The following is a 12,948-nucleotide window of genomic DNA, read 5'->3' on the forward strand; positions in this document are numbered from 1 at the left end:
AAGTAGGGGTGAAATTTTTGCTTCGCATATAGAGAATATGATACGTGCAGAAAATGGTTTGCTTTTAAGGTCATCATATACAACAAATCCGAAAATTTTTGGAGGTTTGGACCTACAAACAGTTTTGATTGATTGTGCTGGAAATAGTCTTTATTATAACCAATTTGGAAAAGCTTTAGAGAATGTTTCTATAGATGATAGATCAAATGCTGCTAGATCAGTATATGGTACGACGGATTCATCAATTTTAAAAAGAAGATATAATTATTATGATAATATTAAACGGACAAATAAAAAATAAATTTTCTATAACTATCCTTAGTATTATGCTATGTATGCAGTCATGTAATGCTCAAGAACAAAAGATTACAAAATTTTTCAATGATAAAAAGAAAATCTTATACAATGATTGTATTAAAGAGTCAGAAATTGATAAAATAAAGAAAAAAGATGAAAACAAGGAGGTTATAGAGTTGATGATTAATGGATGTAAGGATAGAGTAATTATATTCGATAACTTCATAGACGGAACAAGCACTTTATTGACTTCATTACCCAATAAAGAAAATGATTGTATAATTTTCAATTGGAAAAAATATGATAGTTATATTCCTGCTCCTACGGTTAGTTTACTCCAAACCAATAAGACACAAGTTGTAGAATTTACTTATTATGATGAAGTAAGAAACACTTATGACATTACTATGAGAAAAAAGGTTTATGAAGATAAAGAAGGAAAATTTAAAAATGAGCTTCAGTTTATTCAAGGTACTTTAAATGGGGAGAAAATGGATGATAATATAGCTCGTTACTCAAGAAACGATTATTATATTATTAAGAGAATTAAAGGAAAATATTTTTTTTATACTATAATTAATGGAAAGTTAGAACTGGTTCAATAAAAATCCTATTTAATGCGAATATGCCATTTCTATACTGTCAATTTATCGCTCGTATCGCTCGATAAAATTAGACACATTGAAGTGTTCGGTTAATAGAATTTGAAAATCAGTATATTTACAATTATACTGCCATTTAGGAAACGTACGGGTAAGCTATAAAAAAGGAAACAACGGCATTGAAATTACGGATCAGAATGATTATTATCCTTTCGGGATGAATATCCCAAGGGAAGAAAAAGCGGTCTTTGGGAAAAGCAGTATGTATAACTACAAGTACAACGGGAAGGAGCTTCAGGAAACAGGAATGTATGATTATGGGGCAAGATTTTATATGTCAGATATTGGAAGATGGGGCGTAACTGATAGGAAAGCAGAATTATATTTTGATAAATCAAGTTATGTTTATGCTGGAAATACACCTATCAATGCAATTGATCCTGATGGAAATTTAATCATTTTTATTAATGGACAACACGGAGGTTCTGGAGGTTCTGCCGAATATTGGAAAGGACAATTTAGAGGTTATATGTCTGTTGGAGGAGGACAACCAGTTGCTATGTATAATAGATTTGATGTTACAGCTAGTAGATATCTTAATGATAATAATCGTATGTATGTAGATGGTGCTTTGGGAGGTTGGTTTAATACAATTCAAGGAGAAAGTAATTACAGAGGGTGGAATTTGGTTTCTTCAGATAGAATTACTGCTGGTTATGAGCAGGGTATGAGAGAGGCAGAAAATATAATTGCTGGGTTAGAAAGAGATAAAACTACAGGAGAAATAATTGAAACAATTAAAATCATTACTCACAGTATGGGAGGAGCTTATGGAAAGGGCTATGTTGCTGCACTAAAAAAATATGCTAAAGATAATGGACTTGAAAAGCAAGTTAGAATAACTTTAGTTGCAGATTTTGATCCTTTTCAAGCGAGTGAAATTTGGGCTGATCCTAATATTGATACTAGGCAATTTGTTAACAAAATGGCAGATGGTAGAAAAAAAGAATCTTTAAGTGGAATGGCAAATGAAAGAGAAAATGGTGTGGATGATGACCATTATAAAGAAAATTCCAATCATACTGGACATTCAATTTTTTATTTCTTTCAAAATCTCCAAAATCTTCAGGAAGGGACATATACGTGGGATGGTAAAAATTGGATTTGTCAAACTTGTAGTCATTAAAAATGAAGAAAATATTTTTTTATCAATCCGTTGTTGCCTTTTTAATGTTCTTGCTGTATTTAAGGATTGGAAATTATGGAGGAGGAAGTGTTGCTTGGGAACCAATTGTTATGTTGCAAATTTTAGTGCTTAATTTTATATTTCAAATAGTTTTTTATTATTTGTTTGATAAAATGAAATTATATTTTTCTTTTAACTTGTTCCAATTTATTTTTATCATATTTTATGGTTTATCCATTTATATAATAACAGGAAGTAATTTTTTAACTAATCTAAATAGTAGAGATAATTTTATAAGGTATATTAATAAGGGTTATATAATATCATTATTAGCGTCGGTTGTTTCTTCAATATTATTAGCTAAAACAAGGCATTTACCAAAAAAATAAACCAACCTCCCACTCTTCGAAGTTTTCAACTTCGTGGGAGATAAAACACAAAACCTCCTTTTGGACTAAAGTATGAGGTTTATAATCAGATGACTGGAAATCCAAATTACAGCTATAATTACAAGTATAACGGAAAAGAATTACAGGAGACCGGGATGTATGACTACGGTGCGAGATTTTACATGCCGGATATTGGAAGATGGGGTGTTGTTGACCCGCTGGCGGAAAAAATGACACGTCATAGTCCTTATAATTATGCGTTCAACAATCCGATACGTTTTATTGATCCGGATGGAAGGGAAAATAAAGACTGGTATCAGAAAGATGGTACCATGCAATTACAATATTTCGAAGGAAGCGGAGAAAGAGAAGGATATACTAATGTGGGCACTAATCCTACTGTATATGTAAAAGGATCTGACACGGCTTCAGCAGAGCTAAATAGCGATGGTTCAGCTACATTTAATGGAAAATCATATAGTAACGGAGAATCATTTAATGTAGGTCCAAATACAATTATTACAGGAGGTGATAATACAGGTTCTTATTGGAGTTTTAGTGCAAATTTTGCATTTGGAGGAGGAGCAGGTTTTTCTATTGGACAGGTTACAGATACCAATAAAGAAACAGACTGGTTCTTTTCTCTGAATGGGAATTTAGGATTAAGTGCAAGTGCTGGATTTGAAAAAGGTTTAATTACACCTACTGATCCTGGGCATAGTTCGTAAATAGTGATTTTGCAGGAGAAGGTCGCGCAATTTCTGGTGGAGCGGGACATCTTTCTTCAACTGTTGGTGGAACTTTTACTCGTTCTTATGATGGCTACAAAAATACGGATCAGTTCGATCCTGCAAATTTTGGCAGAAACACTCAAACTGTTAAAAATGGATATTCTACCATAAGCACGAGTATTGGTCCTGGAGTGGGAGTTTCACCTGTAATGTGGACAGCATCTAAAACTTGGGTACGTGGAAAATAATTTTAATATAGAAGTTGATAAATCCAGTAAAAAAACTATTATAATATTTATAATAGTTTTTGGAAGCATTTTATTACTAACAATAATGTATTTAATCTTAAATTCAAATTCTGATAGAAAGCAAAAGTTATTATCTATTGAAAGACATACGAGAGTAATTGATATTTATAATAATAAACATGAACATAATTTTCTGTATGTTAAGTTTTCCAATGGTTCTCAAAAAATCTTAGAATATCCATATAGAGTTGGAGATTCAATATCAAAGAAAAAGGGAGATTCAATAGAATATATTTTCAGAAAAGATAGTATAATAGAGAATAATCTTTTCGAAGAATCTCGAAAAAATGGTCTTTTAGAATAATAATAAAAGGTAGTGTCTCACTAACTGTTGAAATTAAAATACCTGTTCCTTTTATAAAATAGTAAATAATGATTATAATAATACAAATATCACATACGTTATTTTTTTTGGCAATAAATTATCTAATTTTCATTAATTATAATAGAAAAATTAGAGTAATGCCATTCTATATTATTTTCTTGCTATTATATTTATCAGGATTATTTTATTTAAATACTCAGTATAATGCTATCTCAAATAAACTACTTGTAGTTTTGTTATTCTTTTCACTAGCAATAATACTACTTAATATAATGAAAAGATTTATCAATATTGGAAATAACAAAGTCTTTAGAGAGAATAATAATTTTAAGCAGAATTATATAGGTTTAAAGAATGTTATTTTTGAGAAGATAGTGCCAATTATGATTTTTGTATATCAAATATTGTTGATAAGGTTTCCTGTTATCTTTGAAAGAATGTCTAATGAGTAATTCTTCCCCGCGCGAACTCGTAGCTCGTGTTCCGCTATAAAACACAAAACCCACCGCAATTGCGGTGGGTTTAATAGATTAAAAAATTGATATGTACGTTTGAATTATTTCAGTAATGGTAGCAGCCTAGAAGTCTTGAAGAAAACAATTTGGGTTGAAGCATGAAGGGTATAATAATTTGGCTGGAAATCCTGCTTATCAGTATAAGTACAACGGAAAGGAACTCCAGGAGACCGAAATGTATGATTACGGAGCAAGGTTTTATATGCCGGATATTGGAAGATGGGTGTGGTGGATACGAGTATATAACCATAGAGCAGATATTGGAGCTTGGGGACCCTCTGGTTTGGTGTCTCTCGTAACAGCAAAACAAAAAATTAAATCATGAGTAAATATTTTTCACTAGTTTTTATAGTCATTTTAGGAGTTAGTTGCAAAAATCATCTTTATTCCCAACAGAGTAAGGATGTTTATCAACAGGTTGTTAGTGCATTTATCGAAGACAGAAATTCGCAGATAAAAATTGACCCTAAACAAAATATATTAATATTGGCAGCTAACACTAATGAAAATGACATGAATTCATATAATATTATAATATCTTTTGTAAACCCAAAATTATTGACAGGATTCCATTATAGTAAAGTTTATAAAATAGATGAATATAGATTAATTATAGATGAATCGAAAGACTTAAGAAATAAATCAGAGCTATTAAAAAAATTTTTTAAAGAAACAAAATATGAAGATTTAAACCTAGCAATAAAACCAATTGAATATGATTCAAAATATTGGCTTATTACATTTAATTCTAAGAATGAAATCACTCATATTTCTCCTTCTCAAAAATCAAAAGAGATCAAACTATTACTTTTAAACAAAGAGGTGAAATTTAGTGTTGATTTTGAAGATTAAAAAATATTGATTTCAAAAAGCTCCGATCGATCGGAAAGCGGAACTGGTAAGCCGACTGGTCTCAAACACCAATTCTCACCCAACATTTTATTTTCACATAAGATAGATCATAAATATAAAATACTATATATTCTCACTAATCATTTCCTTCCAAATTATAATAATTCCACGCCGCCACAAAAATGCCCGCGGTTTCCGTTCTCAATCTTTGATTTCCCAGAGAAACTGCTTTTACATGATGGTCAGCCAGGAGCATAATTTCCTTTTCGGAAAAATCGCCTTCAGGGCCGATAAGGAAAGTGATGTGGTTGAGTGTGGGGATTTCCTTTAATGTGATTCTATGAAGATTTTCATGACAATGCGCTACAAAAGTATTTTCGGAAGTAATGTTTTTTAAGAAATCCTGAATTTTAATGCTGTCATTAATGACCGGAAAATGAAATCTCAAACTTTGCTTGGAAGCAGCTATTGCCTGTTTTCTCAGTTTATCGATATTCAGGTTTTTGCGCTCTGTTTTTTCAGTCTGTAAAATGGTAATTTCTGAAATGCCCATTTCCACTGCTTTTTCAATAAAAAATTCGATACGGTCGATATTTTTGGTAGGGGCAATCGCAATATGTAATGCAGGAAAAAAGTCTGGCAAATTGTTTTTGATATCATCTACAGCAATATTTGCTTTTTTGCCTTCAATCATCAGTTTTCCGGAAGCGAGATTTCCTTTTCCATCGGTTACATGAATTTCTTCACCTTCCTTCATCCGAAGAACTTTTACAATGTGTTGTTGTTCTTCATCATTGATCATTACTTTATTTCCTTCAATCTCTCCGTAGAATAATTTCATTACAAATCGTATTTCGCCGTTGCACTGGTTCTTAAATCCGTAAATTCTCCCCGCTCAAATTTCAGTTGAGCCACCATGGCAATCATTGCAGCATTATCAGTGGTGTATTCAAATTTTGGGATGTAAATATTCCAGCCAAGTTTTTCATGATTATCTTCCATAGCTTTCCTTAATGCTGAATTAGCCGAAACCCCACCGGCAATGGCAACTTCACTAATATCTAAATCTTTTGCTGCTTTTTCCAGTTTATTCATCAAGATTTCAATGATAGCTTTCTGAACGGAAGCGCAAAGGTCATTCAGATTATTTTTAATAAAGTCCGGATCTTTTCTTACTTCTTTCTGTATGAAATACAATACAGAGGTTTTGATTCCGCTGAAAGAATAATCATAATTCTCAAGCTTAGGTTTATTGAATTTAAAAGCATCGGGGTTGCCTTCTTTCGCGAGCCTGTCAATGATAGGTCCGGCAGGATAATCAAGGTCAAAGATCTTTCCGATTTTATCGAAAGCTTCTCCGGCGGCATCGTCGGTTGTTTTTCCGATAATTTCCATGTCAAAATAATCCTTTACCAGGACGATCATCGTGTGTCCGCCGCTTACCGTAAGGCATAAAAAAGGGAATTTTGGCGGCATAGGATTTGCATCCTCAATGAAATGCGCTAAAATATGCGCCTGGAGGTGATTTACTTCAATTAGAGGAACGTCTAAGCTCATTGCCAAAGACTTAGCAAAGGAAGTTCCTACCAGAAGAGATCCCAAAAGTCCGGGTCCGCGGGTAAAGCCTATCGCGGAAATTGCATTTTGTTGTATATTTGCTTTAGTTAGAGATTTTTCAACAACCGGGATGATATTTTGCTGATGAGCACGTGATGCAAGCTCAGGAACAACACCGCCATATTCTTTATGGATTGCCTGATTTGCAGCAATGTTCGACAGAATAGAATTTCCCTTGATGATAGCTGCTGATGTGTCGTCGCAAGACGATTCAATACCTAAAATTATAGAGTCGCTCATAATAATGGCAAAGTTAGAGAATAATAACGAGAATGAGAACAAAAAATCGGTAGCTGAAAACTTAGGTAATCAGGTACAAAAGGCGGTTGAAAATGCCGGAGACAAAGTAAAGGAGACTGTGAAAGAGGCTTCTGAGCTTGCTTCTGATGCCATTAAACATCCTGTTGAAACTGCTGAGGAATTCGGAAAACAAGCCGTAAAAGACGTTACCAGCTATTCATGGTGGGCTCGTTTATTGCTGATTCTTTTCTGGTTGGGGCTTGGTCTGGTCGTTTCTATTTTTATCATTATCAACCTTCCTGTCACCAAACAATGGGCCGCAGATCAGGCTTTACAAGTTGTAAACCGGGATTTCAAAGCACAAATGTCAACCGAAAGTGTTGAGGTTAATTTTTTCGGAAATGTAAAGGTTAAAGGATTAAAAATCAAAGACTACAAAGGATACGATTTTATTCAGTCAAAGGAATTTATTGCCAATTCGAACTGGCTTTCACTGTTTAAAAATATCACCAAAAATAATTCGTTAAGTTTTAATTCATTAACCTTAAAAAATGCTGACGTTAAAGTCATTACGTATAAAGGCGACAGTATTTCAAACTTTATCCGTTTCACACAATTATTCGACAGCGGAAAAAAGAGAGATCCCAACAAACCTCCTTTTCAGCTGGATTCTAGACTGCAGATTCTGGATTCTAAAGTTTCCATTGTCAATTTAAATTCTCCCGGTGAAAAAGGAAAATGGCTTACAGCGACCAATTTTAATCTGAAAGCGCCTAACGTAAAAGTAAACGGAAGAAATATTTCAGCACTGATCAACAATATGTCTTTCACGACAACACGATGGGGTAAATCCCATTTCGTAGACACTTTTTCAACGGAACTTTCCATGACTCCGGAGTATCTTGCTTTAAAAGATCTTACTTTAAATACAGATCATTCACTTTTACAGGGAGATATTAAATTTAATCTTCATGACGACGGATCATGGGCTGATTTTGCCGATAGAGTGAAGTGGCAAATGAATTTAATGCAGGGAAGTCAGCTGAGCGGTTACGACATCAGTTATTTTGTGACCAACTGGGATAACTTTAAGCCGTTTAACATCTCCGGAAAAATGGCGGGTCCTCTGAATGATTTTAAACTTGATAATTTCCTGATCAGAAACCCTGATGTGAATATCGCGACAAAATCAATGAAGGTCAACAAGCTGTTAAAAGGTAATTTTTTAATTGAAACCAATGATCTTTCTGCAGATTTTACCTATAAAGATCTGAAAGCAATGATGCCTACATTCATTTCCCAAAAGATGAAAAACTTTGCTGATGATTTTGGAAAATTAAAATATAATGGAACCGCAAGCGTGAATCCTAATCGGGTGTACGTGGCAAGCGGAAATTTGATGACAGGAATCGGGCAGGCAAAAATCACCCAGTTTTCTTTAACGGATTACAGTTCCTCAATGCCTAAATATGTCGGAATTGCTGAATTTAAAGATTTAAATACTTCCGTTATCACAAAGAATAAATCAGTAGGTTTAATCTCGGGAAGATTTGATGTCAATGGTCAAAGCTTCGATGTGAATACCATGAGGATTACCACCAAATCCAGGATTACCAGTATTGAAATCATGAATAAAGAGATCAATAATGTGTACTTGGAAGGTCTACTGGATCATAAAAAATATAACGGACTAATCACGGTCAATGATGAACAGGCTAAGGCTAATATTAAAGGATTAATTGATTTCAGCACTTCAAGAATTTCGATGAATGTGAATGCGGATGTCAATTATCTCAACATGAATTATTTTACCAATACTCCCGGAACCCAGGTGTTAAGTGGAAGAGTAAACGGAAAAATGGCAATGTCATCAATCAATGACCTTACTTTAGATGTTGAAGCCAATGGGATAAATTTTGCTACGGCGACTCAAAAATATTCAATTCCAAGTGCTAAGCTGAAAACTTTTATTGAGAATGGTGGTCGTGTCATCGATGTTGATGCACCGGGAGCTGCCAATGGTAAAATTTCAGGGAGATATAATCTTGGCGATCTTGCCGGAATGGTAGAGAACGGATTAAACAAAATTTTGGTAGGGCCGGCTCCTAGAAGAATGTACAGAGGGCAGAGCTTTGCCATGAGCTTTGATGTTCAGCAAGGTCTGGTAAGTTATTTCCTTCCGGATCTTAAATTGCCGCAGGGCGCAAAAGTTGAAGGTCAGTACGATGGAAATTCCAATAATCTTATTCTAAATCTGGATGCTGCCTCATTAAAATATATCATGACGAAAAAACAGGAAATTACCGAGGCTGATAAAGCGTTGGCCGCCGCGAATCCTGCATATACCATCAATGACAGAGACAATATCACCAGAGACAGTGCGATGGTAGACAGTGTCATGGTAAGAATCAATACGGCAAATCTTGATGAGCAGATCTTTGCTAAGATCAACAGGGTACAGTACAATAAAAACATTATCAAAGATCTTACATTGAGCGGCCGGAATGAAAATAATACCATTCTCCACCTGGCAACGAAATTTAAACATGGAAGTCCTGACGATGAACTTGATGATAATCTGAAAGAATATGCCATCAATGTCAATCAGTCTACCAATGCAGGCGGTGATTTTGTTTTCCGTTTTGAACCTACAGAAGTGAAATTCAATGATGTGACCTGGGCTATTGATACGAGTCCCGAGCTTAATCATTCAATCACTTACCGTAAAAAGGAAAAAGATTTTGATATCAGAAATCTGAGAATCTATTCTGATAAAAGCGCATTATTTGTAAAAGAAGCGCAGTTCAAATCTGCAAAAGATTTTTATATTGACGCAGAAGTCAACGACTTTTCCATTGAAAAGCTCATGGATATGCAGCCTGGTGGGAATTCAATGAATATAAAAGGTCTGGCCAACGGAAGTGTGAAAATCAGGATGGATAAAAATACGCTTCAACCGTTAGTGGATATGACGATTGACGATATCATGATGAACGGAAATGATATGGGTGATATCACGATTTCTGCAACCAACGGATTCTCTTTAAATGTATACGATGTAGATATTAAAGTAAATTCCGCCGGTGTCATCGGGAATAACAGTCTCCATGTGACGGGTACCGTAAATAATAATACCTCTTCACCGACAATTGATCTTACTGCCGAAATGAGAGATTTTGACGTTGCTTTTGCCCAGCAGTTTGTTACTACCGTTTTTGGAAATTTAAGAGGTAAAGCGACCGGAGATTTGAAAATCAGCGGAAAATTCAGTGATCTAGATTATAGCGGGGATATTGCCTTGAAAGGTTTTGGACTTAAACTTCTATTTACTGGTGTCGATTACTCATTTGATGACACGGTAATTCCTTTAACTAAAGGTCTGGCTATTCTCAATAATATCGAAGTTCACGACGGAAGAACCAATTCAAAAGGAAATATTTCAGGAGCGATACAGTTTGAAACCCTTTCTTCATTGGGGGTCAACCTGGTGATGCGTGCTGATAATTTATTAGTTTTAAATACAACTCAGAAAGATTATGATCTTTTCTGGGGAAGAGTGTACGGACAGGGAGATCTGTATGTCGACGGCCCGGTTTCTGGCTTAAGTCTTTCTACTCCGAATATGAAAGCGCTTAGTGGGAGTACTTTCACTTTCAATTCTGGTTCAACGTCCAATGTAGAAGAGTTTAAAATGCTGAGATTCCTCAAAGAAGGTAAAGATGGTCTTGTAACTTTAGAAGAAAAGAAAAAATCCGGGGCCAATATGAATATTGATTTTGCCCTTGATGTTGATAAAGGAACTACAGTGAATGTATTGATAGGTGATGATGTTGGAAATATTACAGTAAAAGGTGCTGCCGAAAAATTGCGTTTCCAGATGAGCCGCCAGGGTAATATAGCCATGAACGGAACCTATAAAGTCGAAAACGGAACGTTTGTCTCTAAGGCCATCCTCAACAAAACTTTCCAGATCGAAAAAGGCAGCAGCATCAGATGGGATGGTGATGCGATGAAGCCTGCGCTGGATATTACGGCAAATTATGTAAGAATGGTTTCCAATGCAGGTGAATACCTGAATATGGGAAGTCTGCAGCCAATCAGTATTTTGCTTCAGGCTAATATTACACAGTCTCTTGTAGATCCTAAAGTTGATCTCAATGTGACAGCGTTGGATGTTTCCAGCCAGGTAAAAGAAACACTGGCCGCCAAAATGAGCCAGGAAGGTGAAAAAGTATTGCAGTTCGGGTCTATACTGCTTTTAAACAGTTTTAATGTTTCTAAAACCGGTGGAGTAGACGTAGATGTTGCAGGTGTTGCCGAATCTTCCGGATACAATATGCTTTTAAAGCAATTGGGTTCTGTTCTTAATACGATGAGTAATGAGTTTCAGATTGACCTTAATTATGTAAAAGGTGATCAATATTCCAACACCGGTGACCGTGCGAATGCCGGGGTAAGTTTTGCGCTTTCACCGAGAGTGAAAGTAAAGACCGGATTGGGAATTCCTCTTACCAAAACTGAAAATACCGAGACCAATTATCTCTCCGGAGAGGGAACTATTGAATATGATATTTCCAAAAAAAATGACGGAAGTCTTATTTTGAGAGGCTATTCAAAACCGTCAAATATTGGAGTTATTAACGGCGCTGGTTCAAACGGAACTGCTAATCAGGCCTATGGAGGGGGTATTGTATGGAGTAAGAGCTTTAATTCTTTTTTCAAAAAGAAGAAAAAAGATAAAAAACCGTCTGAGGTTAAAACAGAAATAAAAACAGATTCCATAAAATCAGCCACAAAATAATCCTTATTCTATAATGATTTTTCTCATACGTGTTAATTATTGTTAATATTTGATATAAATTTTTTAGTTAAATTATTTTTTATAAATTTGCAAAAAATACATTGTTTTTTTAAGAAAATTGTAATTTAACTAATATGAACTATCAACTGGACGAAATAGACAAGAAAATTCTTGATTTCTTAGTAGAAAACACAAGAATGCCTTTTACAGAAATTGCCAAGCAGATGGATGTTTCTGCAGGTACAATTCATGTAAGAGTGAAAAAGATGGAGGATGCAGGTATTATTTTGGGATCATCTCTTAACATCGATTACGGAAAGCTGGACTATCACTTCACGGCTTTTATCGGAATTCTTTTAACAAAATCAAACAGAACCCAAGAGGTTTTGAAAGAATTGTCAACCATTCCAAACGTGATCGAAGCAAGCGTTATTTCCGGGAAATATAATATTTTCTGCAAAGTGAGAGCTAAAAATACAGATGACGCTAAGAGAATAATCTATCAGATTGATGATATTCAGGATGTAATGAGAACGGAAAGTATGATTTCTATGGAAGAATACCTAAGTGATAAAAACAGACTGATCAACGCAATCTCTGTATAATCTAATTTTCAAAAGAATTATATAAAAGAACTTATGAAATCTCTCATAAGTTCTTTATTTTTGTACCTATGGAAGAATACAGCTATTTTGACGAGGATCCTAAAAAAGGATGGGGATTTATTCTGGCTTTTGCAGCGTTGATGCTGTTTACTTTAATGGGGTTCGGAATCGATCTTGACGAATATTTACAGCACGAATATCTTCACATCCCGAGATGGTATTTCTTTGTAATTTTTGCCGTTGATGCCTTAATGGCTATAAGTCTCGTCTTAATGTTTTTCTACCGTAAAATAGGGATATTTGCCTTTCCCACGTTATTGGTTTTACATTTCTTTATGCACAATTATTACTTGTCTACCTTCCTTTACACAGATGTGACCAATCTTTTCCTTTTTACAGGTTTCGGGATGTTGGCGATCATTCCGAAATGGAAGTTTTTCAGATGATTTTTGTAAATACTAAAAGATAAAGAGATAAAAA

The 12,948-nt window shown here is 34.6% G+C and carries 11 protein-coding genes and 1 pseudogene; 10 read left to right on the forward strand and 2 right to left on the reverse strand.

All coding sequences use genetic code 11. The features are described from left to right. Nucleotides 1-269 precede the first annotated feature (269 nt). The 7 genes and pseudogenes from BMW64_RS12850 (at nucleotide 270) to BMW64_RS12885 (ending at nucleotide 5,205) form a co-directional block, all read left to right on the forward strand. Nucleotides 270-902 (forward strand): hypothetical protein, encoded by a 633-nt coding sequence (locus BMW64_RS12850; protein WP_090000354.1) that lies wholly within the window; start codon nucleotides 270-272, stop codon nucleotides 900-902. A gap of 214 nt (nucleotides 903-1,116) precedes the next feature. Continuing rightward, on the forward strand, nucleotides 1,117-2,085 hold the full coding sequence (locus tag BMW64_RS12855; protein WP_090000355.1) for an RHS repeat-associated core domain-containing protein: 969 nt from the start codon (nucleotides 1,117-1,119) through the stop codon (nucleotides 2,083-2,085). A 2-nt stretch (nucleotides 2,086-2,087) separates the two neighbouring features. After that, on the forward strand, nucleotides 2,088-2,474 hold the full coding sequence (locus tag BMW64_RS12860) for a hypothetical protein (RefSeq protein ID WP_090000356.1): 387 nt from the start codon (nucleotides 2,088-2,090) through the stop codon (nucleotides 2,472-2,474). A gap of 83 nt (nucleotides 2,475-2,557) precedes the next feature. After that, nucleotides 2,558-3,202, forward strand: a pseudogene (locus BMW64_RS12865) (RHS repeat-associated core domain-containing protein); the annotation flags it as partial. Between the two features lie 240 nt (nucleotides 3,203-3,442). Continuing rightward, a complete protein-coding gene (locus BMW64_RS12870; RefSeq protein ID WP_143052699.1) occupies nucleotides 3,443-3,817 on the forward strand; it encodes a hypothetical protein in 375 nt (124 codons plus the stop codon). A 627-nt stretch (nucleotides 3,818-4,444) separates the two neighbouring features. Further along, a complete protein-coding gene (locus tag BMW64_RS12880) occupies nucleotides 4,445-4,678 on the forward strand; it encodes an RHS repeat-associated core domain-containing protein (protein WP_143052700.1) in 234 nt (77 codons plus the stop codon). After that, on the forward strand, nucleotides 4,675-5,205 hold the full coding sequence (locus BMW64_RS12885; protein WP_090000361.1) for a hypothetical protein: 531 nt from the start codon (nucleotides 4,675-4,677) through the stop codon (nucleotides 5,203-5,205). Before BMW64_RS12880 ends, BMW64_RS12885 begins: the two co-directional genes overlap by 4 nt. 136 nt (nucleotides 5,206-5,341) lie before the next feature. On the opposite strand, the gene BMW64_RS12890 is transcribed toward BMW64_RS12885, so the two are convergent. Continuing rightward, nucleotides 5,342-6,046: an RsmE family RNA methyltransferase gene (locus BMW64_RS12890; protein ID WP_090000362.1), complete on the reverse strand. Its 705-nt coding sequence runs from the start codon at nucleotides 6,044-6,046 to the stop codon at nucleotides 5,342-5,344. Next, nucleotides 6,046-7,062, reverse strand: a complete 1,017-nt coding sequence (tsaD, locus tag BMW64_RS12895) for a tRNA (adenosine(37)-N6)-threonylcarbamoyltransferase complex transferase subunit TsaD (RefSeq protein WP_090000363.1) — start codon at nucleotides 7,060-7,062, stop codon at nucleotides 6,046-6,048. The genes BMW64_RS12890 and tsaD overlap by 1 nt, the downstream gene beginning before the upstream one ends. A 4-nt stretch (nucleotides 7,063-7,066) precedes the next feature. Between tsaD and BMW64_RS12900 the strand changes: the two genes are divergently transcribed. The 3 genes from BMW64_RS12900 to BMW64_RS12910 all read left to right on the forward strand — a co-directional run bounded on the left by BMW64_RS12900 (nucleotide 7,067) and on the right by BMW64_RS12910 (nucleotide 12,914). After that, entirely contained in the window at nucleotides 7,067-11,863 is a 4,797-nt protein-coding gene (locus tag BMW64_RS12900) for a translocation/assembly module TamB domain-containing protein (RefSeq protein WP_090000364.1), read from the forward strand. A 134-nt stretch (nucleotides 11,864-11,997) separates the two neighbouring features. After that, the gene (locus BMW64_RS12905; protein ID WP_029298841.1) at nucleotides 11,998-12,468 is read left to right on the forward strand and encodes an Lrp/AsnC family transcriptional regulator; all 471 of its coding nucleotides are present in this window, start codon (nucleotides 11,998-12,000) and stop codon (nucleotides 12,466-12,468) included. 68 nt (nucleotides 12,469-12,536) lie between these two features. Beyond that, complete coding sequence (locus BMW64_RS12910) at nucleotides 12,537-12,914, forward strand: hypothetical protein (protein WP_090000365.1); 378 nt, start codon at nucleotides 12,537-12,539, stop codon at nucleotides 12,912-12,914. Nucleotides 12,915-12,948: the final 34 nt, after the last annotated feature.

This window comes from Chryseobacterium taichungense (assembly GCF_900109935.1).
Taxonomy (GTDB): Bacteria; Bacteroidota; Bacteroidia; order Flavobacteriales; family Weeksellaceae; genus Chryseobacterium; species Chryseobacterium taichungense.